Annotated in this window: 21 protein-coding genes; 10 read left to right on the forward strand and 11 right to left on the reverse strand. The window is 65.3% G+C overall.

What is annotated here, in order from left to right; translation table 11 throughout:
- Position 1: 1 nt before the first annotated feature.
- The 5 genes from ACRECX_RS10855 (at position 2) to ACRECX_RS10875 (ending at position 7,376) form a co-directional block, all read left to right on the forward strand.
- Positions 2-487 (forward strand): cytochrome c-type biogenesis protein, encoded by a 486-nt coding sequence (locus ACRECX_RS10855; RefSeq protein WP_431558854.1) that lies wholly within the window; start codon positions 2-4, stop codon positions 485-487.
- Positions 488-672: 185 nt separating this feature from the next.
- Positions 673-2,241, forward strand: coding sequence for a Do family serine endopeptidase (locus ACRECX_RS10860; RefSeq protein WP_431558855.1), 1,569 nt, complete (start codon positions 673-675; stop codon positions 2,239-2,241).
- 104 nt (positions 2,242-2,345) lie between these two features.
- A complete protein-coding gene (locus ACRECX_RS10865) occupies positions 2,346-3,026 on the forward strand; it encodes a response regulator transcription factor (protein WP_431558856.1) in 681 nt (226 codons plus the stop codon).
- Positions 3,010-4,470 carry a sensor histidine kinase gene (locus ACRECX_RS10870; RefSeq protein WP_431558857.1) on the forward strand — a complete coding sequence of 487 codons (1,461 nt, stop codon included), beginning with the start codon at positions 3,010-3,012 and terminating at the stop codon, positions 4,468-4,470. The genes ACRECX_RS10865 and ACRECX_RS10870 overlap by 17 nt, the downstream gene beginning before the upstream one ends.
- Positions 4,467-7,376 (forward strand): bifunctional [glutamine synthetase] adenylyltransferase/[glutamine synthetase]-adenylyl-L-tyrosine phosphorylase, encoded by a 2,910-nt coding sequence (locus tag ACRECX_RS10875; protein WP_431558858.1) that lies wholly within the window; start codon positions 4,467-4,469, stop codon positions 7,374-7,376. Before ACRECX_RS10870 ends, ACRECX_RS10875 begins: the two co-directional genes overlap by 4 nt.
- Positions 7,377-7,396: 20 nt before the next feature.
- On the opposite strand, the gene ACRECX_RS10880 is transcribed toward ACRECX_RS10875, so the two are convergent.
- The 3 genes from ACRECX_RS10880 to pepN form a co-directional block, all read right to left on the reverse strand.
- Positions 7,397-8,608, reverse strand: a complete 1,212-nt coding sequence (locus tag ACRECX_RS10880; RefSeq protein ID WP_431558859.1) for an EAL domain-containing protein — start codon at positions 8,606-8,608, stop codon at positions 7,397-7,399.
- A gap of 148 nt (positions 8,609-8,756) precedes the next feature.
- Positions 8,757-11,045: an ATP-binding protein gene (locus ACRECX_RS10885; protein ID WP_431558860.1), complete on the reverse strand. Its 2,289-nt coding sequence runs from the start codon at positions 11,043-11,045 to the stop codon at positions 8,757-8,759.
- 147 nt (positions 11,046-11,192) lie between these two features.
- A complete protein-coding gene (gene pepN, locus ACRECX_RS10890) occupies positions 11,193-13,847 on the reverse strand; it encodes an aminopeptidase N (protein WP_431558861.1) in 2,655 nt (884 codons plus the stop codon).
- A 133-nt stretch (positions 13,848-13,980) separates the two neighbouring features.
- Between pepN and ACRECX_RS10895 the strand changes: the two genes are divergently transcribed.
- Both ACRECX_RS10895 and ACRECX_RS10900 read left to right on the forward strand, forming a co-directional pair.
- A complete protein-coding gene (locus ACRECX_RS10895) occupies positions 13,981-14,148 on the forward strand; it encodes a peptide ABC transporter permease (RefSeq protein WP_431558862.1) in 168 nt (55 codons plus the stop codon).
- A gap of 22 nt (positions 14,149-14,170) precedes the next feature.
- On the forward strand, positions 14,171-14,368 hold the full coding sequence (locus ACRECX_RS10900) for a hypothetical protein (RefSeq protein WP_431558863.1): 198 nt from the start codon (positions 14,171-14,173) through the stop codon (positions 14,366-14,368).
- 10 nt (positions 14,369-14,378) lie between these two features.
- Here the strand turns inward: ACRECX_RS10900 and ACRECX_RS10905 are convergent, their stop codons facing one another.
- On the reverse strand, positions 14,379-16,706 hold the full coding sequence (locus ACRECX_RS10905; RefSeq protein WP_431558864.1) for a heavy metal translocating P-type ATPase: 2,328 nt from the start codon (positions 16,704-16,706) through the stop codon (positions 14,379-14,381).
- A 105-nt stretch (positions 16,707-16,811) separates the two neighbouring features.
- On the opposite strand from ACRECX_RS10905, the gene ACRECX_RS10910 reads away from it, so the two are divergent.
- A complete protein-coding gene (locus ACRECX_RS10910) occupies positions 16,812-17,690 on the forward strand; it encodes a c-type cytochrome (protein WP_431558865.1) in 879 nt (292 codons plus the stop codon).
- A gap of 54 nt (positions 17,691-17,744) precedes the next feature.
- On the opposite strand, the gene ACRECX_RS10915 is transcribed toward ACRECX_RS10910, so the two are convergent.
- Both ACRECX_RS10915 and ACRECX_RS10920 read right to left on the reverse strand, forming a co-directional pair.
- Positions 17,745-18,701, reverse strand: coding sequence for an alpha/beta fold hydrolase (locus ACRECX_RS10915; RefSeq protein ID WP_431558866.1), 957 nt, complete (start codon positions 18,699-18,701; stop codon positions 17,745-17,747).
- An 11-nt stretch (positions 18,702-18,712) separates the two neighbouring features.
- Positions 18,713-21,160, reverse strand: coding sequence for a 2Fe-2S iron-sulfur cluster-binding protein (locus tag ACRECX_RS10920; RefSeq protein WP_431558867.1), 2,448 nt, complete (start codon positions 21,158-21,160; stop codon positions 18,713-18,715).
- Positions 21,161-21,269: 109 nt separating this feature from the next.
- Between ACRECX_RS10920 and ACRECX_RS10925 the strand changes: the two genes are divergently transcribed.
- Both ACRECX_RS10925 and dusA read left to right on the forward strand, forming a co-directional pair.
- Entirely contained in the window at positions 21,270-21,587 is a 318-nt protein-coding gene (locus tag ACRECX_RS10925; RefSeq protein WP_431558868.1) for a winged helix-turn-helix transcriptional regulator, read from the forward strand.
- Positions 21,588-21,658: 71 nt separating this feature from the next.
- Positions 21,659-22,657, forward strand: a complete 999-nt coding sequence (dusA, locus tag ACRECX_RS10930) for a tRNA dihydrouridine(20/20a) synthase DusA (protein WP_431558869.1) — start codon at positions 21,659-21,661, stop codon at positions 22,655-22,657.
- 91 nt (positions 22,658-22,748) lie between these two features.
- Here dusA and ACRECX_RS10935 read toward each other — a convergent pair whose 3' ends face one another.
- The 5 genes from ACRECX_RS10935 to ACRECX_RS10955 all read right to left on the reverse strand — a co-directional run bounded on the left by ACRECX_RS10935 (position 22,749) and on the right by ACRECX_RS10955 (position 26,538).
- The gene (locus tag ACRECX_RS10935; protein WP_431558870.1) at positions 22,749-23,372 is read right to left on the reverse strand and encodes a methyltransferase family protein; all 624 of its coding nucleotides are present in this window, start codon (positions 23,370-23,372) and stop codon (positions 22,749-22,751) included.
- An 87-nt stretch (positions 23,373-23,459) separates the two neighbouring features.
- A complete protein-coding gene (locus tag ACRECX_RS10940; RefSeq protein WP_431558871.1) occupies positions 23,460-24,962 on the reverse strand; it encodes a phosphomannomutase/phosphoglucomutase in 1,503 nt (500 codons plus the stop codon).
- 95 nt (positions 24,963-25,057) lie between these two features.
- Positions 25,058-25,609 (reverse strand): retropepsin-like aspartic protease family protein, encoded by a 552-nt coding sequence (locus tag ACRECX_RS10945; RefSeq protein WP_431558872.1) that lies wholly within the window; start codon positions 25,607-25,609, stop codon positions 25,058-25,060.
- 36 nt (positions 25,610-25,645) lie between these two features.
- Positions 25,646-26,347, reverse strand: coding sequence for a retropepsin-like aspartic protease family protein (locus ACRECX_RS10950; RefSeq protein WP_431558873.1), 702 nt, complete (start codon positions 26,345-26,347; stop codon positions 25,646-25,648).
- On the reverse strand, positions 26,344-26,538 hold the full coding sequence (locus ACRECX_RS10955) for a DUF1289 domain-containing protein (protein WP_431558874.1): 195 nt from the start codon (positions 26,536-26,538) through the stop codon (positions 26,344-26,346). The genes ACRECX_RS10950 and ACRECX_RS10955 overlap by 4 nt, the downstream gene beginning before the upstream one ends.
- Between the last annotated feature and the right edge of the window lie 11 nt (positions 26,539-26,549).

Raw genomic sequence — 26,549 nt, forward strand, 5'->3', positions numbered from 1 at the left:
GATGTTGCTGCGCCAGTCCGTCCTCGCCTTGGTTTTGTCCCTGCTGGCGGGCATTTCCGCGACCGGCCCTCTGAATGCGGTTCAGCCCGACGAGGTCTTGCAGGATCCAGCCCTCGAGGCACGGGCACGCGATCTGTCCGCAGGCTTGCGCTGCCTCGTCTGCCAGAATCAGTCGATCGACGATTCGGACGCGCCGCTCGCCAAGGACTTGCGCGTTCTGGTGCGCGAGCGGCTGACGGCGGGGGACAGCGATCAGGAGATCATCGACTTCGTGGTGGCGCGCTACGGCGAGTTCGTGCTGCTCAAGCCACGTTTCTCGCCGCACAATTGGCTGCTGTGGCTGGCGACGCCGCTGGTCCTTGCCGCAGGGCTTACGGCGATCTTGTTTGCGCATCGCCGGCGCAGGTTATCAGCCGAGGGGCCCAAGCCCTTGTCGGCCAACGAGAAGCGCCACCTGAAGCGGCTCGTGGGCGACCTCGAGCCTTAGAGTGTCCCGCTAAGTGGGCGGAACAACTCAGGAAAGCCGGCGTTTGAGCCGTTGAACCTTACTGAAATTTAATCCCGGCGAAACCGCGGGGTAATCGGCGAGCCCCTATATCTTGGAGCCTGGATGTCCGCCCGTCGGGGGCGCGATACGATCAACGGGATTGTCCTTCTCAGGAGAGGTAACCAATGAAATCTGACCAGAGCAACGCTGCGAACGAGAGCCCGCGGTCGCGGACGCTGACCCGCAAGCCCGCGCTCCTCGCCGCTGCCGCCCTGATCGCCACGGGCGCATTGGGGCTCGCGTTCGGCACGAACATGCCGTTCGCCATTGCCGAGACGCCGCAGCAGGCGAAGGCGGTGGAGACCATCGACACGCCGTACGGGCGCGCGCCGCTGTCCTTCGCCGACCTTGTGGAGAAGGTCAGTCCGGCCGTGGTCAGTATCAACGTCAAGGGCGACGTCAAGGTCGCCGACAACGACATGCAGATCCCCGGCATGCCCGACATCCCGGAGGACAACCCGCTCTACGATTTCTTCAAGCAGTTCCGTAAGGGCATGCCGACGCCGCCGACCAAGCCGAGCCCGAGCCTCGCGCAAGGCTCCGGCTTCTTCGTGTCGGAGGACGGCTTCGTGGTGACGAACAACCACGTCGTCGAGGACGCCGAGGACATTTCGGTGACGATGGAAGACGGCAAGAAATACTCGGCCAAGCTCGTCGGCAGCGATGCGCGCACCGATCTCGCGCTGCTCAAGGTGACAGAGGAGAAGTCAGACTTTCCCTATGTCGAGTTCTCCGACAAGGATCCCCGCGTGGGCGATTGGGTGCTTGCAGTAGGCAACCCGTTCGGCCTCGGCGGCACGGTGACGGCTGGCATTATCTCGGCGCATAACCGCGACATCGGCTCCGGGCCGTACGACTATCTCCAGATCGACGCGGCGGTGAACCGCGGCAATTCGGGCGGTCCGAGCTTCGGTCTCGACGGCAGGGTCATCGGCGTCAACACCGCCATTTTCTCGCCCTCCGGCGGCAATGTCGGCATCGCCTTCGCCGTGCCGGCGGCGCTCGTGAAGCAGGTGGTGAGCGAGCTGAAGAGCCACGGCAGCGTCGACCGCGGCTGGCTTGGCGTCGTCATTCAGAACGTCAACGACGACATCGCCGATTCGATCGGTTTGCCCGAGCCGAAGGGCGCCATGATCACCAAGGTGACCGAGGACGGCCCCGCCGCTCAGGAAGACATCAAGGCCGGCGACGTCATCGTCGAAGTCAACGGCGAGGCGATCGAAGACTCGCGTGACCTTGCCCGCAAGATCGCCGACCTCGAACCCGACACCAAGGTCAAGCTGTCGATCGTCCGCTATGGCGACAAGCATGAGGTCGACATGAAGCTCGGCGCCTTCCCCAGCGCCAAGAAGCTTGCCGCGCTCGAGCAGGACGAGCCCGCCGATACCGGCAAGCAGATGAAGGACCTCGGACTGTCGCTCGCTCCGGCGGCGAAATTTCCCGGCGCCGGTGACGAGGGTGTGGTCATCACCGAGGTCGATCCTTCAAGCGACGCCGCCGACAAGGGCTTGAAGCCCGGCGACGTCATCCTTCAGGTCGCGGGCGTGAACGTGTCCAATCCGGACGACGTCGCGGCCGGCGTCCAGAAGGCCATGGCCGGCGCCAAGGCTGACAAGGATACCGTCAAGGTGCTGATGCAAGTGAAAACCGGCGATCAGACGCGCTTCGTGGCGCTTTCACTGAAGAAGGCCTGAGTTAGGCTTTCTACGCCGGAGGGCGGCGCGGTTTCCCCCCACCGCGCCGCCCGCCCCTTTCTCCAACCGAGGCCGAGGCAGCTTTGTCAGGGAGACCCGCCGATATGCGCGTTCTGGTGATCGAGGATGATCAGGAGACGGCGGCCTTTCTCAAACGGGCGCTGAAAGAGTCCGGCCATGTGGCCGAATACGCGCCCGACGGCCAGACCGGGCTCGACCTAGCCAGGACCAATGCCTACGACGTCCTGATCGTCGACCGCATGCTGCCGAAATGCGATGGGCTCGGTGTCATCAAAGCGCTGCGGAGCGAAGAGATCAGGACGCCGGCCTTGATTCTCTCAGCCCTCGGCGAGGTGGACGACCGGGTCAAGGGCCTGCGCGCCGGCGGCGACGACTACCTGACGAAGCCCTATGCCTTCAGCGAATTATTGGCCCGGATCGAAGCTCTGGCCCGGCGCACCTCGCCCGAAGAGGGCAGCACCCGCTTCGTCGTGGGCGACCTCGTGCTCGACCGCCTGTCGCACAAGGTGACGCGGGCGGGCGAAGCCATTATGTTGCAGCCGCGCGAGTTCCGGCTGCTCGAATATTTGATGAAGCACGCGGGCCAGGTCGTGACCCGCACAATGTTGCTCGAGAACGTCTGGGACTATCATTTCGACCCGCAGACCAATGTCATCGACGTCCACATCTCGCGGCTCAGGTCCAAGATCGACAAGAACTTCGGCGACCCCCTCCTGCACACGGTCCGCGGCGCCGGCTACACCATCCGTGACAGCGCTCACTAAGCTCTTCCGGACCACCACCTTTCGCCTGTCACTGACTTACCTTGCGCTGTTCAGCGTGGCCGCCATCGTGGCCATCTTCTATATCTACTGGAACACGACGGTGCTGCTGACGCGGCAGCTCAACCAGACGATCGATGCGGAGCTGAAGGGCCTCGCCGAGCAGTACCGGGCGGGCGGTCTCGACCAGCTGGTCCGCACCGTCGCCGAGCGCAGCCAGACGCCCGGCAACAGCCTCTACCTCGTGGCGGACAACGAAGGGAAGCAGCTCGCGGGCAATCTCAGCGCGGTATCGCCCGCGCTGTGGAACAGCCTAGGGCCCGTCGAGTTCGTCTATAGCCGGCCAGCTCCCGGTGGCGTCGAGCGGCGGCTCGCCTTCGCCAACGTGTTCCGCCTGCCGGGCGGCTACCGCCTGATCGTCGGCCGCGATATCGAGGACCGGCGGGACTTGGCGCGGCTGATCCGCACCACGATGCTGTGGGGGCTCGGGGTGATGGCTCTGGTCGGCATCGGCGGCGGCTTCTGGGTGAGCCGCAAGCTGCTAACGCGCATCGACGACCTTGCCGCTACGACGCGCACGATCATGGAAGGCGACCTCGCTGGACGGCTGCCGGTGAGCGGCTCGGACGACGAGCTTGACCGCCTGTCGCAAAGCGTCAATCTCATGCTGGCGCGTATCGAGCAGCTCATGGCGGGCTTGCGCGAGGTCTCCGACAACATCGCCCACGACCTCAAGACGCCTCTGAACCGACTGCGCAACCGGGTCGAGGAGGCGCTGCGCGAATCCTGCGACGAGGGCGCCTACCGCGAGGCTCTGCAGCGGACCATCGAGGAGGCCGACGGTCTGATCAAGACGTTCAACGCGCTGCTTTCCATCGCGCGGCTCGAGGCCGGCGCCGGCGGCGAGAACCGGGAGAGGCTCGACCTTTCGGAACTCGTGCGCGACGTGGCCGAGCTCTACGAGCCGGTGGCCGAGGAGCGCGGCATCGCCTTGCACGCCGAGACCGCGGTGCCGATCGTCATCCACGCCGACCGCCAGCTGCTTGGCCAAGCGATCGCCAATCTCATCGACAATGCCCTGAAATACGGCGCCCCGGCCACGGCCGAAGGCGGCAATGGCTGGCAGCCGGAGGTCGAGGTGCGCGCGGAAGCCGGGGAGGGGGTGGCGGAAATCATCGTCACCGACCGGGGTCCCGGCGTGCCAGGGCCGGAACGCGAGCGCGTCCTCGGGCGCTTCATTCGGCTGGAGGCGAGCCGGTCGGAGCCCGGCAGCGGCCTCGGCTTGAGCCTTGTCGCGGCGGTAGCGAGGTTGCATGGTGGCAGCCTGAGGCTGGAGGATAACGAACCCGGCCTCCGCGTCGTCCTCGTCCTGCCAATCGAGGCCGACGCGCTGGGCAACGGGGCGGTAGCCATGCCACCCCCGGGAGCAGAGCTGAGACCCACGTGACGGCGTTCGCCGAGCGCATCACCGAACTTCCGAAAGTCTATGACGCGGCGCGCGGCGCCGACGTCCTTGGTGGCGTGCTGTCTGCGATGGGCAGCCGGCCTGAGCTTGCCGTGGCGGCCGAGGTTGCTGCTGCGCCAAAATCCGCGGCGCTGCTCGAAGCCACGTTCTCCGGCGCGCCCTATCTCGCCGCGCTCGCCCAACGCTCCCCCCAGCTTCTCGCCGATTGTCTCACGCGCGATCCCGGCGCGCATCTGGCCGAGGCGCGCGCGGCGCTCGCCCGTGACGTGGCGCAAGCGCCGGGCACAAAAGAGGTCATGACCCTCCTGCGCCAGTTCAAGCAACGGAGCGCGTTGCTCACCGGGCTTGCCGATCTTGGCGGCGTGTGGCCGACGCAAGCAACGCTCAAGGCGCTAAGCGAGGCGGCAGAGGCCTCGCTGCAAGCAGCGGTGGCGTTTCTGTTCCGCAAGGGGCGCGAGGCAGGGCAAATCATCTCGCCGGAGGGCACGCCCGGCTATTTCGTCATCGCCATGGGCAAGCTCGGCGCCACGGAGCTCAACTATTCGAGCGACATCGACTTTATGGTCTTTTACGACCCCGAGAGCGCCGGGCTTGCTTCCGGCATCGAACCATCATCCTTCTTCGTCCGGCTGACGCGCGATCTCGTGCGCCTGTTGCAGGAGTTCACGGCGGACGGTTACTCCTACCGCACCGATTTGCGGCTACGTCCCGATCCGGGGGCGACCCAGATCGCGCTCTCCACCGACGCAGGGCTCACCTACTACGAGAGCTTCGGCCAAAACTGGGAGCGGGCGGCGCTGATCAAGGCGCGGGTGGTGGCCGGCGACGTCGCGTTGGGCGAAGAGTTCCTGGGTCAGCTCTCGCCCTTCGTCTGGCGCAAATATCTCGACTTCGCCGCGGTCGCCGATATCCACGCCATGAAGCGGCGGGTGCACGCCTTCAAGGGTCATGGCGCGATTGCCGTGGAGGGTCACGACATCAAGCTCGGCCGAGGCGGCATCCGCGACATCGAGTTCTTCGTCCAGACGCAGCAGTTGATCGCCGGCGGGCGCCACCCGGAGCTCAGAACGCGCGGGACCATCGAGACCTTGGACCGGCTGGCCGACGGCGAGTGGATCGAAAAAACCACGGCAAACGAGCTCACCAGCGCCTATCTGTTCTTGCGCCGCATCGAGAACCGGCTGCAAATGGTGGGCGATCAGCAGACCCACATCATCCCGGACGACCGGCAGGAACTTGACCGCATCGCCAGGTTATCGGGCTTCGACGACACGGATGCGTTCGGCGAGGCGCTGCTCGACCAGCTGAAACTGGTCGAGACGCATTACGAAGCGCTGTTCGAGAAGATTCCCGAGCCGCCCACATCGGCGCCGAGCATCGTCGTCGCTGACGAGGGCGATCCGGCCGCGCTCGCCGGCCTCGAGCGCCTCGGCTTCACCAATCCGGCCGTGGCGGTGGCCGCCATCCGCGCGTGGCAGTCGGGCCGCTATGCGGCGACGCGAAGCTTGAAGGCGCGCGAGCGGCTCACGGAGTTCCTGCCGCTTTTGCTCGACGCGTTTGGCCGCACCGCCGAGCCGGATCTCGCGCTGGCGACCTTCGACAAGGTGATCGCCAGCATGCCGGCGGGGCTGCAGCTGTTCTCGTTGCTTGCCGCTAATCCGAGCCTGCTGCGCCTCGTCGCCGACATCATGGGCACGGCGCCACGCCTTGCCAATATCATCGGCCGGCGCCCCAGGCTGTTGGACGCGGTGCTCGACCCGGGGTTCTTCGGGGCGGTACCGTCGGCGGCCAAGCTGAAGGAACTGGTCGGCAACGCCATCGCCCAGGCAGGCGACTATCAAGACGCGCTCGACCGCGCGCGCATCGTCGGCCGCGAGCAAGGGTTTCTCATCGGCGTCAGGGTGATCTCCGGCACCATCTCGGCGCGGCAGGCGGGCGCGGCCTATGCGGCGCTGGCCGAGACGCTGATCGAGGCGCTCAGCGACCGGGTCGGGGCGGAACTCGCGCGCCAGCATGGGCACTTGCCAGGGGGCGAGACGGCAGTCGTGGCCATGGGCAAGCTCGGCGGCAGCGAGATGACCGCCGCCTCCGATCTCGATCTCATCATCGTCTACGATTTCGCGGGCGACGACGGGCACTCCGACGGCGCCAGAAGCCTGCCGGGCACGCAGTTTTATTCCCGCTTCACTCAGCGCCTGATCGCCGCGCTTTCGGCGCAGACCGCGGAAGGATCGCTCTACCAGGTGGACATGCGACTGAGGCCGTCAGGGAGCCAAGGGCCGGTGGCGACCAAGCTGTCGCGCTTCATCGACTATCAGATGAGTTCGGCGTGGACCTGGGAGCATCTGGCGCTGACCCGCGCCCGCGTGGTTGCCGGTCCCGTGGCACTCCGCCGCAAGATCAACGAGACGATCAAGGCGGTGCTCTGCGTTCCGCGCGAGCGGGCCATGGTGGCCGAAGAGGTCAAAGCCATGCGGGCCAAGATCGCGAACGAGAAGGGCACGACCGACATCTGGGACCTGAAGCAGGTCCGCGGCGGACTGATCGACCTCGAATTCCTCACCCAATTCCTGCAGATCGTGAGCGCGGAGCGCGATCCAGAGGCGCTCGACCAGAACACGGAGATGGCGCTGACCAAGCTCTCGGCCACAGGCGTGCTGTCCCCGGGCGATGCCGAGATCTTGGTGCCGGCGGCGCGCCTTTATCACACGCTCACGCAAGTCCTGCGGCTTTGTCTCGACAAGCCGTTCGCCGCGGCGGACGCGCCACTCGCGCTCAGGGATCTGCTCGCGCGCGCCTCCGACATGCCGGACTTCGACACGCTCGAGGCGGCGCTCAAGGACACGCTCCAGTCCGTGCACGCGGCGTTCGACCGCATCGTGGCCTGAGCGGGACCACCAAGGCATCGCTACGAGGAACTCGCCACGTCAAAGCTGGTCGAATACACCGGCTTCGCGTCGACCCGCACATGCGTCCAACACGCTCGGGAGAACTTCTGCGGGCTCATCGGCTTGGCAAACAGAAATCCTTGGACCAAGTCGAAGCCCAACTCCCGCACTGTGAGAAAATCCGCCCAAGTTTCGACGCCCTCGGCAACCGTACGGGCGCCGTAGCCATTGGCGAGTGCCAGGATGTTGCGACATAGCGACTGCTTCAGCCGATCCTTGGCACACCCGGCGACCAACTTTCGGTCGACCTTGACCTCCACGAAAGGAAAGTCATGAAGGCCAATGAACGAGAGCCATTCCGCGCCGAGATCGTCAATCGACAGCGCAACCTTATGCGGCCGAAGCTCCTTGGCAATGTCGCGTATCAGGGAGAGATTGCGGGCGATGTCCGTTCCATTGCTTTCGATGAGCAAGCCCTCGAAAGCTGCGTCGCGCGGCAAGGCCTGCCGCAGATAGTCCATCGACTCCGGATGCTCCAGGAAGGCGATCGGCAAGTTGATAGCGATTTCGACGGGGCCTCGCGCGAAGAAAAAGTGCCGCCAGTCTTCGACCGCGCGGCTGATTACCGCTTCAGATACGGGGAGAAGGCGCGGGTCGCCGTCATCGGGAATCAAGAAAGAAGACGGCACCACGCCCCAAATGGGGTGCCGCACGCGCAGCAACGCCTCGGCGCCGCGCATGACGAGCCTGCGCGTGTCGATCTTCGGCTGATACCAAAGCTCCAGCCAATCCTCGCGCAGTGCTTCCGACAAGTCAGGATGACTGGGCGCAGATCTCCCGGGGAAGAGCGGCGCGACGATCTCGAGCAAACGCTCCTTGTTGAACGGCGCGAAAAGAGGGGGAAGCACCGTCAGGCCCAGCTTCTCCGCGACGTCTTTGGCTTCTTGTGTTCGGTCCAAATCGCGCGAAGCAAGCGGGAGCACGCGGCCTTGAAACTTGGCCACGGCAAGCTCGCACAGGACTTCACGTGCCGTACCGGCGCCGCCGCTCAGAGAGAGAATCAGAAGTTCGGCCGATCGTGCGTTTACCGCACCCCTAAAGTCGCGCGGCTCGCGGCATTCATAGACACTGAAACCGAACTCCCCCAAAGCTTCTCGAACAAATCTTCGAATATGTGGCTTCTGGTCGAAAATGCAGACGATCGGCGACGCGCCAAAACGGTGGTCTTGCATGGTTCCCCCCCACGCTCTTAAGACCGCCACTTGCGCACACGAAATCAACCTGAATGAGGACCACATTGGGCCGAAGAAAAGGCATTCGCTGTCAGGCTTAATCTCGAAGGATTAGAGAAAATTCGAGTGAAATTTTCTTTTGGCCTGACTAGGCGCTCTTGGCGAGCGGCGCTTCGTCGCTCGGGGTCATGGCGCGAGAGGGCAGCGTGCAGGTTACCGTCGTGCCTTGGCCCTCGCGGCTCTTGATAAGGAGCGTGCCGCCATGCAGCTCCACGAGGGCGCGGGAGATGGCAAGCCCTAGTCCGCTGCCCTGATGGCTCTTGGAGAACTGGTTCTCGACCTGCTCGAAGGGCTTGCCGAGTTTGGCGATGTCGGTGTCGGGAATGCCGATGCCGGTGTCCTTGATGGCGATCTTCACCTGGCCGCGGATCCGGGACAGGTGCACGTCGACGCTGCCGCCGTCGCGGGTGAACTTGACGGCATTCGACAGCAGATTGAGGAAGACCTGCTTCAGCGCCCGGCGGTCTGCCTCGATGGCGAGATGGGCGGGCCCGTGGCGCTCAAGGGTAATATCGCGGTCGGCGGCCGCCTTGCTCACCACCTTCATGCTGTCGTCGATAATATCGGCCACGTCCACGTTGCCCACGTCGAGGCTCATCCGCCCGGCCTCGATCTTCGACATGTCGAGGATGTCGTTGATGACCTCGAGCAGAAAGGCGCCGCTTGCGTAGATGTCGCGCGCGTACTCGTCATATTTGGGGTGACCGAGCGGGCCGAACAGCGCCTGCTGCATGACCTCGGAGAAACCGATCACCGCGTTGAGCGGCGTGCGCAGCTCGTGGCTGATATTGGCGAGGAACTCGGATTTGGCGCGGTTGGCGGCCTCGGCCCGGTTCTTCTCAAGCGCATATTTCTCGGCGAGATCCACCAGCTGCTGCTTCTGGTGCTCCAGCTCGCGGCGCGAAAGCCTGAGCTCGGCCACGCTGGCGCGCAGCTGCTGCTCGCTCTCGGCGAGGCGGTGCTGGCTCTCTTTCAGCACGGAGATGTCGGTGCCGACGCTGACATAGCCGCCGTCACGCGTGCGGCGCTCGTTGATGTGCAGCCAGCGGCCGTCTTCGATCTGCGCCTCGTACGTGCGGGAATCGTCGGCGTCCTTGCCGGTAACGGCGATACGCTTGGACACGATAGGCTCGGAGGCGGCGGCGATGACCTCGTCATAGGAAGCGCCGGGCTGCACCATGTCGTCGGCGAGGCCATGGAACTGCTGGTACTTGCTGTTGCACATCACCAGCCGGTTCTGGTTGTCCCACAGCACGAAGGCTTCCGAGATCGTCTCCACCGCGTCGCGGAGCCGCGCATTGGCGTCGGCGGAGCCAGGCGCGGCATCGTGGTCGGCGAGGACCGCCATGCCGGTGAGATAGGGCTCCGAGCCAGCGTGACCCCGGGTGATGTGACCGCGCAGGCGTAAGGAGACCCAGTGCCCTTCGGCATGGCGCAGGCGGAAGCACTGATCGAATAGGGAAATGGCCTCTCGGAGGTGGCGGTCGACCTCAGCGCGGAGGTCGTCGTCGGGATGGAGCGCTTTGGCCACGATGCCGAATGCGAGCGGTTCCGCACTGGGCTCGAGTCCAAGCAGGCGGTACATGGGAGCAGACCAGTGCATATGACCGCGCGCGAGGTTCCAGCGCCACACGCCACAGCCTGGCAGCGCCTCGGTCAGCTCTTGGGCCAGGGCGTTGTCGTCCGCGCGGGCGGGGGCAGGGACGAGATACCAAAGCCCGCCGGCGAGTAATGCGAGGACGAGCCCGGCGCAGGCGAGCAGCGTGATCTCGATCAAGGCGTCCTGCCGCCAGTCTCCGAGCGCGCCGCTGATCGGCTGGAGCAAGGTGATCTGCGCGTCGGTTTGCGGGATGTTGCGGACGGTGACGAGGGCGTCGGTGCCGTCGAGGAGGGTGATGCGCAGCACGCCGGCATCGGCGCCCATGATGGTGAGGGGCTGCTGCGGGCCGAGAATGGTGAGGAGCGTGCCCTTATACGGGCTGTCGATGGGGGCGCGGGCCTGGATCGTGCCTTCGGCATCGGCGAGGAGGGCGGTGCGGCGATTGCGAGTCGCGCCCTTCGGCAGGCTCGCGGCGAGCTTTCCCTGCCAGTCGGCGCTCGAGCTCAGGGTCTCGTCCTTGAGGTTCAGCGCGGCGACGTCGGCGATGAGGGCGAGCTGCCGCTGGGCGGCGTCGAAGGCCGCTTTCTTGCCGTTGCCGATCTGGTAGGCGAAGCCGGCAATGGCCACGGCGCAGAAGCCGATGAGCAGGATGGGAACGAGATGGCGGAGGACGTCGGATGAGGGGAGGTGACAGTCGATAACCGCCCGCAGGTCCTGCCATGGCGGCCCCGCGACAGAAAAGACTCCCTCACCACGCGCAGAACGCGCCCGCGCCATTCGGTCCCCCTTCTAGTTCTCCTGCTTCGAGCCGGAGAACTTGCCGCATCTCCGAATCGCTTCCGACCATTGGAGGCGATGACGGCGGCGTCGTCCAGAGGAAACCTGTGGAAATTCGGTTAAGAACCCGTTGACAGAGGTTAAGACTCAGGTGGCGCCGAGGGTCTTGGTGACGATCTCATAGCTGTCGGTCGACAATTCCTGACCGGCGAGATCCTCGAGCGTGGCCTTGGCGAGGGCCTGACGTTCGGGCTCCAAGGTGCGCCAGCTCTCGAAGGCGCCGAGCAGGCGGGCGGCCACGTGCGGGTTGAAGCGGTCGATCTCGAGCGCCTGGCCGGCCAGCAGACGATAGCCCTCGCCGTCGGCGCGGTTGAAGCCGGACGGGTTGGCGTGGGCGAAGCTGCCGATCAGCGCGCGCACGCGATTGGGGTTCTTTAGCGAAAATTTCGGGTGGCCGAGCAAGGCACGCACCGTCTCCACCGAGTCGGGGCGCGCGGCGCGGGCCTGCACGGCGAACCATTTGTCGAGCACGAGCGGCTCGTCCTCCCAGCGCGCATAGAAATGGGCGAGTGCCGAATCGCGGAGAGGCGAGGCGAGATGCGACAGGATGGAGAGCGCCATGATGGCGTCGGTCATGTTGGATGCCTCGCGGTAGTGGCGGTCGGCGCGGGCGATCTCCTCCGGGGCTTCTGTCGCCGTCAGGAGATCGAGCGCCGCGATGTGCAAGGCACGAAGCCCGGCGCTTTCCGGGTCAGGCGAGAATGGTCCCGTGGTTGCGCCCGCTGCATAGATCTCCGCCAACGCGTCGGCGATCGTGCCGCCGATCTTGGCGCGCAGGGCGTCGCGCGCGGTGTGGACGGCGTCAGTATCGACGTTGCGCGCCAGTTCGCGCGCGATATCGGACTCGCTCGGCAGCTTAAGGGTCTCGGCGCGATAGGCCGGCCGTAACGTCGCGTCGCTTATGGCGGCGGCGAGGGACTGGGCGAGGCGTGCCGCCTCCTTGCCGGTCACGCGGCCGAGATGCATGCCTTTCCGTGAAGCGGCGGTGAGCAGATCCGTGGCATAGGTCTGGGCGGCTTGCCAGCGATTGAACGGGTCGGAGTCGTGCAACATGAGAAACTCGATCTGGCCGGGATCGAGGCTCGTGGTGAGGCGCACCGGCGCCGAGAAGTCGCGCAGCAAGGACGGTGTCGGCGGGGCGGGGACGTCGTGGAACTCGAAGACCTGCTCGCGTTCGGTTATTTCGAGAAGCCCACCTGGAACGTGCGTGCCGTTGAGCTTGAGCGGCAGTTCGTCGCCGTTGGCGCCGATGAGGCCCACCTTGAAGGGGATCAGCATCGGCTCCTTGCTGGTCTGGCCCGGGGTCGGCGGCACCACCTGGCTGACATGCAGCCGCGCGATCTTGGCGTGCGGGTCGTAGTCGAGCGAGCAGGCAAGCTCAGGCGTGCCGCTTTGCGTGTACCACAGCATGAATTGCGAGAGGTCGCGGCCCGACACGTCGGCCATGGCGTCGACGAAGTCCTCGACCGTCACCGCCTCGCCGTCATGGCGCTGGAAATAGAGCTCGATGCCTTGGCGGAAGCCGTCGCGGCCGAGCAAAGTCTGAAGCATGCGGCAGACCTCGGCGCCCTTCTCGTAGACCGTCGACGTATAGAAGTTGTTGATCTCGATATAGGAGCCGGGGCGCACCGGGTGGGCGAGGGGGCCGGCGTCCTCCGGAAACTGATGGGTCTTCAAGTTGCGGGCATCAACGATGCGCTCGACGGGGCCGGAACGGATGTCGCCGGTGAACTCCTGGTCGCGGAAGACGGTCAGGCCCTCCTTCAGGCAGAGCTGAAACCAGTCGCGGCACGTGACGCGGTCGCCGGTCCAGTTGTGGAAATATTCGTGGGCGATCACGCTCTCGATCGAGGCATAGTCGGCATCGCTGGCGGTGTCGGGACGGGCCAGTACCAGCTTGTCGTTGAAGATGTTGAGCCCCTTGTTCTCCATCGCCCCCATGTTGAAGTCGCTGACGGCGACGATGTTGAACACGTCGAGATCGTATTCGAGGCCGAAGCGCTCCTCGTCCCAGCGCATGGCGCGCTTGAGTGACTCCATGGCCCAGGCGCAGCGGTCCTCCTTGCCGGGCTCGACATAGATGGCGAGCGCAACCTCACGCCCCGAAGCCGTGGTGAAGCTGTCGCGCACCGCTGCAAGATCGCCGCCGACCAGCGCAAACAGATAAGACGGCTTGGGGAAGGGGTCGTGCCACACGGCGAAGTGACGCCCGGTGCCGGGGATGTCGCCCTGCTCAATGGGGTTGCCGTTCGAGAGCAGCACCGGCGTCGTGGCGCGATCGGCCTCGATGCGCACCGTATAGACGGCGAGCACGTCGGGCCGGTCGATGAAATACGTGATGCGGCGGAAGCCTTCCGGCTCGCACTGGGTGCAGTAGGTGCCGCGGGAGCGGTAGAGGCCTGACAACTCGGTATTGGCCTCGGGGTCGCAGAGGGTGACCACCTCGAGGGAAAAGGGATGTGCCGGCACGTTCGCGATGGTGAGCTTGCCCTCGGACAGCGTGTAATCGCCGGGGGCGAGTTCCTTGCCGTCGAGCGCGATCTGCTCCAGCACCAGGTCCTCGCCGTCGAGCACGAGCGGTCGGCCGCCAGTCGCCACCTTGGGATTTGGGCGAAGCCTCAGCCTGGAGGCAACCTTGGCAGCCTTGGGCGCCAGGCTCACGTCGAGCGCGACCTCCTCGATGAGGTAATCGGGCGGCGTGTAATCTTTGAGGAGTTTCGTTTGACGGCTGGAGTCGTTCATGGCTCGCTCTTAGAGGGCGGAGCGCGCCATGCCAAGCCTGAAGCTGGGGACCCCACGATTGAAACCTAGGGCTGTGCGGGGCGTTTAGTCCCCTTCAGTCAAATTATGAGGTCATCCATGAATGAGGTCCTCCATGATCGCCAAAAGAACGGCAGAAGGGTCGCAGGCCTCTAGCTACGACGCGCCGCAGGACTGCCCGGCCGAAAAGGCGCGTCAGGGCGAGATCATCCTCAAGACGAAATTGGCGCGAGCGATCTTCTTCACGGGGCTGTTCGGTGGGATTGTGTCCTTCTGGTCGTAGCGACCTGAGATCGGAGAGCGCCATGATTGCGACCGAGACGGAATATTCCTCCACATGCGCCCGGCACGAACTCACCGCTGAGGACTATCCCGGCGAGTGGGCGAGGCGGATCGAGCTCTATCTGGACAAGGAGCCGCGACGCGCCGTGTTCTATGGCGGGTTGTTCGGCGCCTTCGTGCTCATCGTCGTGATTGTGATGCTCATCGACGTCATGCGCTAGCAGCCGTGCGCTAGTCGAGATCGACGGTGCGCAACCGGAGCGCGTTGCCAACCACCGAGACCGAGGACAGGCTCATGGCGGCCGCGGCGATGATCGGCGACAACAGGATGCCGAACACGGGATACAGCACACCGGCGGCGATCGGCACCCCGAGCGCGTTGTAGACGAAAGCGAAGAACAGATTCTGCTTGATGTTGCGCATGGTGGCGCGGGCGAGCTTGACCCCGCGCACCACGCCGCGAAGGTCGCCCTTGAGGAGCGTAAGTCCGGCGCTCTCCATGGCGACGTCGGCGCCGGTGCCCATGGCGATGCCGACATCGGCCTTGGCGAGCGCCGGAGCATCGTTGATGCCGTCGCCGGCCATGGCGACGACCGCGCCTTTCTTTTGCAGGCCTTCGATCAGGGTGAGCTTCTCCTCGGGCCGCAAGCCGGCATGCACCTCGTCAATGCCGAGTCTGGCAGCGACGGCCTTGGCGGTGGTCGCGTTGTCGCCGGTGGCCATGACGATGCGAAGGCCGAGGGCATGAAGCTTGGCCACGGCCTCGGCGGCGGTCGACTTGATGGGGTCCGCCACGGCGACGATGCCGGCGAGCTTGCCGCCGGCGCCCAGGAACATCACGGTCTCGCCGCCCTGGCGCCGCGTTTCGGCGGCGCCGGCGAGAGGCGCCGTGTCGATGCCCGACGCTTCCATGAGGCGAGCATTGCCGAGCAGCGCCTCTTGCGTTCCGACGCGGCCCTTGACGCCTTGGCCGGTGACGGCGGCGAAGCCTTGCACCTTCTCAGGCTTCAAGCCTTTTGCCTCGGCGCCCTTGAGAATGGCCTCGGCGAGCGGGTGCTCGCTGCCGGCTTCGAGCGCCGCGGCAAGGCGCAGCACCTCGTCCTTGTCGAAGCCTGAAGCCGCCTCGACCCCGGTCAGCTTGGGCTTGCCCTCGGTTAGAGTTCCGGTCTTGTCGACCACGAGGGTGTCCACCGCGGCGAGGCGCTCGAGCGCCGCGGCGTTGCGCACGAGCACCCCTCCTTGCGCGCCGCGTCCGGTGGCGACCATGATCGAGATCGGCGTGGCGAGCCCAAGGGCGCAGGGACAGGCGATAATGAGCACAGCCACGGCCGCCACCAACGCATAGGTGAGCTGCGGCGCCGGCCCGATCACGAGCCAGACGATGAAGGCGATCACGGCGATGACGACCACAGCCGGCACGAAATAGCCGGCGACGACGTCGGCCAGACGCTGGATGGGCGCGCGGGAGCGCTGCGCCTCGGCGACCATGTTCACCACCTGGGCAAGCGTGGTCTCGGCGCCGGTGCGGTCGACCCGCATGTCGAACGAGCCCGTGCCGTTGAGCGTGCCGCCGGTGACGCGGTCGCCCGCCGTCTTCTCCACCGGCACCGGCTCGCCGGTGAGCATCGCCTCATCCACGGCGCTGCGGCCTTCGATCACGGTACCGTCGATGGGCACCTTGTCTCCGGGCCGCACGCGAAGCACGTCGCCGACCTTGACTTCGGCGAGCGGCACAGTCTCGGTCTTGCCTTCCTTCAGCACGCGCAGCGCCGTCTTGGGCGCGAGGTCGAGCAAAGCGCGAATGGCACCGCCGGTCTTCTCGCGGGCGCGGAGCTCGAGCACCTGCCCGAGTAGCACGAGCGCGACGATGACGGCCGCCGCCTCGAAATAAACGGGGACGAGGCCATGAGGATCGCGCATGGAGTCCGGGAACAGGCCCGGCGCCATGGTGGCGACGAGGCTGTAGAGATAGGCGGCGCCGGTGCCGAGGGCGATGAGGGTGAACATATTGAGCCAGCCCGAGCGGAGCGACTCGAAGCCACGTACGAAGAACGGCCAGCCGCACCACAGAACCGCAGGCGTGGCGACCAACAGCGCGAGCCATTGTTCCGCCCGCGGCGACAGGAAGGGCAGGAGGTCGAGGCCGAAGACGTGGGCGCTCATGTCGAGGATGACGAGGGCGAGCGACAGCGGCACGGCGACCATGAGCCGCCGGGTGAAGTCGATCAGCTCGGGGTGGCCGCCATGCTCGTGCTCTGGAGGTACGCCCATGGGTTCGAGCGCCATGCCGCAGATCGGGCAGTGGCCAGGTCCTTCCTGCACGATCTCCGGGTGCATGGGGCAGGTGTAGAGCGTGCCGGGCGGCGCGGGCTTGGGCTCGTCCTGCTTGTTCAGGTAGCGCTCGGGCTCCTTGGCGAATTTGGCCTGACAGCCCGCCGAGCAGAAATGATAAGTGTGCCCTTGATAGGCGTGGCTCGGCTTGCCGGCATGGGGATCGACCTTCATGCCGCACACCGGGTCAGTGGCGAGATGGATTTGGGTGCGGACGGCTTCTGTCATGATTTCAGGACCGTGGGGGTTCCCGGCTCATATAGTGATTCATGCTGCTTCGCACACCCGCACCTAGCATAATGTAAAGAGCGGCGCCTGTTGGGAGGGGTAGCGATGCGCACTGTCATGACCGATGTGTTGGTCGCGCTGGCGGCCGCGGCCGGCCTCGGTATCGGCTGGCTGCTGTGGGACCAGCCGGTCGATTGGTACAAGGCCGACATCTCGAAGCTCGGGCCGGGGCCTGAGAACGACCTCATCCGCTACGGCAAGGCGCTGATCGTCGATACGCCGCGCTATATCGGCAAGAGCGCCGAGAACCCCGACCTGCGCTACGCCGGCAACGACCTCGCCTGCCAGAACTGCCATTTGAACGCGGGGCTACAGCCTTTCGCCGCGCCGTTCGTTTCCACCGTCGCCTCCTTCCCCATGATGGTCGGCGACCAGGTGCACACCCTCACCGAGCGCATCAACGGCTGCATGACGCGAAGCATGAACGGTAAGGAACTGCCGGACGACAGCCGCGAGATGGAGGCGCTCACCGCCTACATGCAATTCCTCGGCAAGGGGACGCCGGAGGGCGTGCGCGTGCCGGGCATGGGGCTGATGCCGATCGCCATGCCGGCCTCGCCGCCGGACGCGCGGCGTGGGCAGGGCGTCTACGCCAAGCACTGCTCGACTTGCCATAAGGACGATGGACAAGGGGAACCGAAGCTCGCCCCGGCGGTGGGCTACTCCATTCCGCCGCTGTGGGGCGACGCGACCTTCAACGCCGCGGCGGGCATGGCCAAGACGGCCTATGCCGCGTCCTACATCCGCTCCAACATGCCGATGGGCATCGACTATCGGGAGCCGGTGCTTTCTGTGCAAGAGGCTTGGGACGTGGCCGCCTATATCATCTCGAAGCCGCACCCGCCGGCGCCGCCGGAGCCTGTACCAACGCGGCCGACGGCCGACGATGTCGCCGGCGAGGCGGATGCGGAGCCAGGGAACTAAGCGCGCAAGTCTGCAGCTCTGCCGCGCGGCGCGGCCAAGTGCTGCGGGGACCGCTCATGTTTTCGCAAAGCCGATGATTGCCTCGCTGACCTCCTGCGGTCTGTCGAGGGGCAGGAAGTGTCCACCGTGTGCGACCGTCTCCATCTGCACATTCGGTATGAGCGTGCGGTCATGCTCGCGCTCGGCCGGCTTCGCCCAATCTTGCTCGCCCCAGATGAGCAGCACGGGAATCTCGATGCGGCCGTAACTCTTGGCGGCGTCTTGCCAGCTTTCGGCATTGCGGAGGAGGCTGAGGAAGGCACGGTAATGGCCCGGGCGGCTCCCAACCTTATACATTTCCTTCAATAGCGCAGGCGGGATGCTGCGGGGATCGGCGACACCGCCTTGCAGCACCGCGCGCATGATCAGGTAATTCCGCAGCCGCATCACCGTCTCGCCGACGAAGGGGACGAGCGATGCGTAGGTCACGACCCAGCCGAACGGCCCGCTGCGCGCCATGCCACGGCCTTTGGCATAGTCGTAAGAATTGATGGCGACCACCCGTGCGACGCGAGGATTGCGCCGCGCGGCGAGAATGAGGGCGATCGGCCCCCCGATCGAGACGCCGGCAAGGGTGACATCGCGCAGGTCGAGCTTATCAAGAAAGCCCTCGACCACGCGGACGAAGAAGTCGGCATCATAACGCGCCTCGGGAATGTCGGAGTAGCCGTGGCCCGGATAGTCCAGCGCGTACACCGTGAAGTGCTTGGCGAGCTCGGGCACGACCTTCTCGAACAGATCGAGTTGCGTGCGCAAAGTGTGCAGGAGGACAAGCGCGGGGCCCTTGCCGGTCTTGATGTAGCGCAGCCTGGTGCCGTCGATCTCGATGGCCTGGATCGGGATGTCAGGTGCCCAACGCAGCTTGGCAGGCGGCTTAGGCTTTGGCCGCAGCGCCTCGACGATGAACGACACGAGCCAAGTGCCGACGCCGGCCGCAACGAAGATGATCAAAGCCCACAGAACCGTATCCATTGTCTCTCCTCCTAGGCATCGACGGCGACATCGCCGCTGATCTCGGCCTGGCACGCCAGGATATAACCGTCCGCCTTGTCTTCCTCGGTCAGTGCGTCCTGTACCGGCATGTGCACGCTGCCCGAGGCGAGCTTCACACGGCACGAGGCGCAGGTTCCCGAACGGCAGGCATTGTCGATGAAGACTCCAGCCTCGTCGGCGGCGTCGAGTATGGTGGCCCCAACATAGACGGGCGCGGTGGTGTTCGACGTTTGGAAGAAAACCTTCCCGGCAACTTCGGTAGATGCTGCGCCTTTCGCGGTCGGATCGCGTTTCGCCGTACCGAACGCCTCCGTGTGGATCTGCTCTTCCGGCAGACCGAGACCGATCAGCGCAGCCTTCACCGCGTCCATCATGGCAGGTGGTCCGCACACATGAGCGCGATGGGAGGCGATGTTGGGGACGGACGCGGCGAGGAGCTGCGCGTCGACGTGACCTTTTGTTCCCTCCCAAGACCGGTCGGATTGGCTCATCGCTACCGTCATGTGGAGATCGGGGTTGCGCTTCTGAAGTGCGGCGAGCTCGTCGCGAAAGATGAAGTCGGCAGGGGTGCGAAAGCCGAGAAGGAGATGCACTATGCCCGGCCAGTTCGTTTCGGTCAGATAGCGCGCGGCGCTCATCATCGGCGTGATGCCCACGCCTCCACCGATCAGGAGCACGCTGTCAGCTTCGGCGCCGGTAAAAAAGAGGGTGCCGCTCGGCGCCTCGATCTCGACCGCGTTGCCCGGCTTCAGCTCGTCATGCAGCCAGCGGGAAACGACGCCGTGGTCCTCGCGCTTGACGGTGATCTCGATGCGGTCGCGCCAGGTGGGGGTGGAGGCGATGGTGTAGGAGCGCTTGGTGGGAACGCCGCCCGGCGTGATGTGCAAAGTGAGGAACTGGCCCGGCAAATAATCGAATGGAACTTCGCCGCCGCCCATAGGCGTGAAGCGGAAGGTCTTCACATTGTGTGTGACGTCGGCGGTCTCGGCGAGGATCAGCGTGCCGCGCCACCTGATCTTCCCGGTGGCGGGATCGTTCTTCGCGTAGCGTGCCGGTTCGTACTTGAAGCCCGAGGTCTGCGGCAGGACCTCGACGGGCCGGCGGCGCACCGGGGCGGCGGGGAAGCATTTGCCGAAGGCGAGCAGGAGCCGCGGGTCGCCCTTGACCTTGATCCTGCGCCGCACGAGCGCAAGCGGCAGGCTCTTCTCGCCGGCAAGGAAGCCGAGCCATGTCTTGGCATCGGCGGTGACGCGGAGATTGGGTGTGCCGTGAAAGCCGTCTTTGACGTCGATGGTGCGATTCTTGATCGTGACCGTCGCCTGGCGCTCCTCGGCGCCGACAAAGCTAAAGTGGAAAATGGCGTTCAGCCCGCGCGATTGGTTCGGCTGAAAGACGTAGGGCATGAATTGCAGAAGGGCGGCAATCGTGCGCGGCCGAAGTCCGCTCGCGACCGGCTTCACCGTCTTGTTCTTGAATTTCCGACGGGCGATGGCCTCGGCGTCGGAACCCTCGACGACATAGACCGGCTCGGGCCTCTCTTGCAGAGGCCTCACCACCTCTTTGAGATGGCGTTGCCTGTCGGTCAGATACGGGCCGATGACGTCTTCGCCGGCGGGACACACGGCGAGACAATAGGCGGATTTGTAATTCGGGCCGTAGCTCAGACTTTGCCAGAGCGACGTCGTCTCGATTTCATTGACGCGGCGGCGGTAGTCGAATGCGTCGCGCGAGTCGGCGACCTGCTCGGTCCAGTCGGAGAAACCGCCGAGGAACTCACGGTAGTTGTGGGTGAAGCAGGCGGAAAAATTGAACGTTCCGTCCGGCCCAATAGCGCCGACCGGGCAGGCGGCGACGCACAGCTTGCATTCGAGACAGGGGTTGTACTCGACGGGGCGATCGTATGAGTCGGCTTCGGCGTCGATCAGCACCGTCCCCAGGAGAACGAAATTGCCGAACTTCGGATGGATGAGATTGCGGTGGATGCCCATGTGGCCGAGCCCCGCTTCCACCGCGATCGGTTTGTGCGAGACGAGCCAAGGCACCGAGTCGTTCATTTCCATGGGGAAGCCCATGGACGGATTGATGGCGCGAATGCCGCGTTCTTCGAGCTTGGCGACGATCGCGGCGGCAATCTCGTCGAGCTCGTGACCGGCGCGGTGGAACTCGAGATTGGCGACGGACCGCGGCGCGCCGCGCACGGGCTCGCGCGCCATGCGCACGACGAAGCTGATGAGGGTCTTGGTCCAAGGATAGTTGCTGAGAATCCGGTCGCGCTGCGCATCGAGGGCAGGGCGCGCGATCTCCACCAAACCGGCATCGGCGGCGCCGCAGTCGAGGACCAACTGGCGGAGCTCTGCGGCGCCGAGCGGCGTCGAGACCGCTGCCGCCGGCGCCGAACTGGCCAGGCGCCTGACGGTGGGGTGGTCATCGAGGTTCATCCGCGAAACCTCCGTGGGCGGGTTGCCTTGGCCACTAACTATGATTATGATAGTAACTTGTCAAGACGTAGTCACTTGCATTTCATGAGCGGAGGGATAACTCACTGGCATGGCAAAGGGTTACGGTCAGGAAGATTGCCCGGTGGCGCGGGCGCTCGACGTGATCGGCGAGAAATGGTCGCTGCGCATCCTGCGCGACCTGTTCCGCAAGGGACCGTTGCGCTTCCAGGCCTTCGAGGCGGGGCTGCCGGGCATCGCGCCGAATACCTTGTCGGCGCGGCTCAAGTCGCTGGAGGCACAAGGGGTGATCGCCACGCGGCTCTACGAGGAGCACCCGCCGCGTTACGAGTACTACCTCACCGACAAGGGCAGGGCGCTCGGCCCGGTGATGAAGGCGCTCTATGCCTGGGGCGAGCGTTACCGGTAACGGGGATGGCTTGCACCCGCCTTCGCGTCGCGCCATGTTCAGACCTGAATTCTCACCGAGAGCGTAAGCCGTTGAAACTGGACTCCCACCGCTTTTGCGTTGCGCCGATGATGGAGTGGACCGACCGCCACTGCCGCTATTTCCTGCGGCTGATCTCCGCTCGCGCGTTCCTCTATACCGAGATGGTGACGGCGGAGGCGGTGCTCTTTGGCGATAAGGAGCGCGTGCTCGGCTTCGATGCGGCGGAGCACCCGGTCGGACTACAGCTCGGCGGCTGCAATCCTGAGAAGCTTGCGGCCGCTGCGCGCATCGGCGCCGATTGGGGGTACGACGAGATCAACCTCAATATCGGCTGCCCGTCGGACCGCGTGCAGTCGGGCCGGTTCGGCGCGTGCCTCATGGCCGACCCGGAACTCGTCGCCGAATGTGTGAGCGCCATGGGCGAGGCCGCGGCCGTGCCCGTCACCGTCAAATGCCGCATCGGCATCGACGACCAGGACGCGGAGAAGAGCCTCGACCGTTTCGTCGACACGGTGGCGGAGGCCGGCTGCTCGACCTTCCTCGTCCACGCGCGGAAAGCCTGGCTCGATGGCTTGAGCCCCAAGGAGAACCGCGACGTGCCGCCGCTCGATCATGGCCGCGTGCATCGCTTGAAAGCTCGCCGGCCTCAGCTCGAAATCGTCATCAATGGCGGGATCGCTTCGCTCGAAGAGGCGGCCCCGCATCTCCGCCATCTCGACGGCGTGATGCTCGGTCGCGCCGCCTATGCCGATCCCCATCTTCTGGCCGAGGTGGATCGGGCGCTCTACGGCGCGAACGCACAGCCGCCGACGCGGCTCGACGTGCTCGACCGGTTCATGGCCTATGTGGAGCGCGAGTTAGCGCGCGGGGTCCGGCTCAACGCCATGACCCGGCACGTGCTTGGGCTATTCCATGGCCAGCCCCGCGCGCGGGTGTTCCGCCGCCATCTCGCCGAGAACGCCCATCTGGACGGTGCCGGTATCGAGGTGCTGGAGCAGGCGCGGGCAATCGTCGCCGGTGAGGCCTATCGCGCCGTCGCCGCGGAGTAGAGACGCACTTCCCATCTCGTCAGGCCGGGCACGCCGGGCCTTTAGTGTCGACCCGAGCCTTGCCCGGCCATGACGAATTCCGTTGGTCCGCTCAGCCGGTCTGGCGGGACGTTTTCTTGCGATCGGTCAGGGCGAGGACGAGCCCCTGAACGTCGAGGAAGCGGGCGGTGCGCTCGCAATATTCGCGATAGGTCGCACCGTATTCCTGCTTCAGCCAATCTTCCTCGACCAAGGACATGAGGACATAGGCGCCGATCATTACGCAGGAGAGCACGATCGTGAGGATCGAGTTGGCGCCGATCGACAGGCCGATCAGGCCGATGATCGAAGCGGTGTATTGCGGGTTGCGGCTGAAGCGATAGAGGCCGTGGCTCACGAGACCGTCCGAGCCGCAATACGTGTTGCCGAGACCGAGATTGAAATAGCCGCACACGGTGATGAACAGGCCGCCGAGACCGAGCGGTACACCGACAATAAACCGCGTCCAATCGAGCAGCGGGGTGGCGTTCCAATCCAGTACGGCGACAACGAAGGTGAGCACCATGCCGCCGCGAAACAGTCCCCAGAAGGTGAGGCTCTGCCAGCTTCCCGGCTCGGGCGTCGGCCAGATGCGGAAGGGCGGAGCGAGAAGCGTGCGAAGCAGCAGAAGGTCGAGCGCCATGCCGATAAGGAGGCCTGCTGCGAACACGACGCTGGTGTAATCGAATTCGATCATGACGAGCGCGCAAGGAAGCAGATTCGGATTGCAGATTTGCGACAGAGATCTGACGGTTCCATTGCGTTCACGCGCATCTAAGCCTCCCTAGATCTTCTGGTTATACTCCCCGACTTCGGGCTGCTTGGCGAGCTCGGCGTCGATCTCGGCGAAGATGGCGCGCATGTTCGCCTCCGAGGTGGGGCTCTCCACCACTACCACGAGCTCGGGCTTATTGGAGGAGGCGCGCACCAGGCCCCAGGTGCCGTCGTCGAGCACGATCCTGATGCCGTTGACGGTGATCAGCTCGCGGATTTTCTGTCCGGCGAGCATGCCGCCGTTGGCGGCGACGTCCTCGAAGTGCTTCACCACGCGGTCGACGACCGCGTACTTCACCTCGTCGTCGCAATGGGGCGACATGGTGGGCGACTGCCAGGTGCGCGGCAGGGCAGCTTTAAGGTCGGCAAGGCTCTTGTCGGGATTGCGGTCGAGCATGTCGAGCACGGCGAGCGCAGCTACCAAGCCGTCATCATACCCCCGGCCGAGGGGTGGATTGAAGAAGAAATGACCGGATTTCTCGAAGCCCACCAGCGCGCCGGTCTCATGGCTGTAGCGCTTGATATAGGAGTGGCCGGTCTTCCAGAACAATGTCTTGGCGCCGTTTTGGCGTAACACCGGATCGGTGAGGAAGAGGCCAGTCGACTTCACGTCGGCAACGAAGGTCGCACCTGGATTCTGCTTGGAGATGTCGCGCGCCAGCATCACGCCGACCTTGTCGGCGAAGATCGCCTCGCCTTCGTTGTCGACCACGCCGCAGCGGTCGCCGTCGCCGTCGAACACAAGCGCGAGATCGGCCTTGTGCTGAAGCACCGCATCGCGCGTGGCGTTCAACATGCCGAGGTCTTCCGGGTTGGGGTTGTGCGCCGGGAAGGTGTAGTCGAGCTCGCAGTTGAGCGGAATGACGGTGCAGCCGAGCTCGGCGAGAACGCGCGGCGCGAAGGCGCCGGCCGTGCCGTTGCCGCAGGACACGACGACCTTCAACGGCCGCAGCAGCTTTGGCCGGTCGAGCAGGTCGGCCATGTAGCGCTCGGCCATGTCCGGCACGTAGATGTAGCGAGCGCCATCGTGATAGGGCGCGAACTTCGCATTCATCACGATGGCTTTGAGCGCCGTCATGTCCTCGGGCGAGAAGGTCAGCGGCCGCTGCATGCCCATCTTGATGCCTGTCCAGCCATTGTCGTTGTGGCTCGCGGTGACCATGGCCACGCCTTCGACGCCGAGGTCGAACTGGGCGAAATAGGCCATGGGCGAGAGCGCAAGCCCGATATCGTGTACCTCGGCGCCGCCGGCGAGGAGGCCCGTGGTGAGCGCCGCCTTGATGGCCGACGAATAAGAGCGGAAATCGTGGCCGACGACGATGCGCACCGGCACGCCGCGCTCGCGCATCAGGGTGGTGAGGCCAAGTCCGACCGCCTCCATGCCGAGCAGATTGATCTCTTGCGGATAGCGCCAGCGCGCGTCGTATTCGCGGAATCCGGTCGCCTTGATCAAAGGCAGCCGTTCGAATTCGACGGTATTGGGAACGAGATCCTGGCGCGGTTTCGGGAACATGCCTTACTCAGGAATAGACGATTTCTCAGCGCAGGACCAATGCCGCTAACCGCAGCAGAGTTCCGGCCCGGGTCATCGGAATGGGTGGTATCAGCTTATTGGATGAGGACCAACTCGCCGTTCTGGACTTGGAAACTCTTGAGCCGGCCTAGAAAACTCATGCCGAGGAGGTTGGTGGCGAGCGCCCCCTTCTCGGCCACGGCCGCGGGAACATCGCGCACGGTGATGTCCCCAACGCGGACGCGGTCCAGTACGACCGGAGCAACGCGAGCGACGCCGTTCGCGGTTTGGACGCGGGCGGAAAAATCGAGACTATGGGGCGAAAGGCCGGCGCGCTTGGCGTCCTCGTAAGTGAGCGCCACCATGGTGGCGCCGGTGTCGGCCATGAAGGTCACCGGGCGGTCATCGACGGCGCCTTCAAAGATGAAGTGGCCGCGTCCGTCTCCCTTGAGGCGAACCTCGCCGGAGAAGACTGCCGCGCTTTCTTGTTTGCCGCCTGCGAGCTCGGCTATCGAAGGCAGGTCGTGCCCTTGCGGGCCGAACACCGCCCGGATGTCGTCGAAGAAATAGACGAAGCCGAAAATGCCGAGGGCGAGGGCGCCCCACTGCATGGTTTCGACGAGCATATGTTTGGTGGCCGAACGCAAGAAACCGCACTCCGAACCCGGCTTAGCCCGCGGAATTCAGCCGCGCAGGGTCAGGAAATCGCCGGAAAACTCATAGGAGCGGAGGCGGCTTAAAAAACTCATACCAAGCAGGCTCTGGGTCAGAGCCCCCGGTTTGGCCACCAGCGCGTCGACGCCCGTGCGGTCGAGGGGGCCGATGGCGACCTCCTTCAGCCGGACCCTTGCCGCAACGGTCCGGCCGTTGGCCGTCAGCACGGGAATCCGGTAGGTGAGCGTGTCGGGGTCGATCCCCGCCTTGCGCGCATCCTCGGGGCGCAGCACGATGGACGAGGCGCCGGTGTCGACGATCATGGAGATCGGATTGCCGTTCACGTCCACCGTGGCGGTGAAGTGCCCGTCGAGGCGCCGCCGGATGCGCACCTCGGTAAGCCCATTGGCGCTCTCCTCGACGGTCATGGCGGTGCCGGGCATCAGCTCGCCGACCACGCGGGCCGCGATCGGCACCAGCTCGTCCTTGTAGGCGTACATGGTGACGAGGCCGAGCCCGAGCGCGAGCCAGGTTACCGCGTCGCGGACCATGGCGCTGGCGCCGCCGGCATAGCGGGTCACCAAACCGCCCGACACGTAGACGAGAAGGGCGAGAAAGAACGCGACGTAGCCGAAGGTCGTGGCGTCGATACCGGCGATCATGCCGGTATCGCTGCTGACCAGCATCATGGCGGCGAGCGCCAGGATGAAAAGGGCGAGCCAGGTGGTCACGCGCTGGTCCCTTCCGGTTCTGCCTCACGCTCCAGTTTGTCCAGGCGTTCAGGCAGGGCCGCCATGATGGCACGCCGCTGGCCGGCCGTCATGCCGGCCCAGCGCGCGATCTCGCCAATGGTGCGGCCGCAGCCGGCGCAGAGCCCGGACGTCTCGTCGAGCAGGCAGATATTGACGCAGGGAGTTTCCAAAGGGCCGCCGG

Origin of the sequence: Methyloceanibacter sp. (genome assembly GCF_050726195.1) — a bacterium.
GTDB lineage: Bacteria > Pseudomonadota > Alphaproteobacteria > Rhizobiales > Methyloligellaceae > Methyloceanibacter.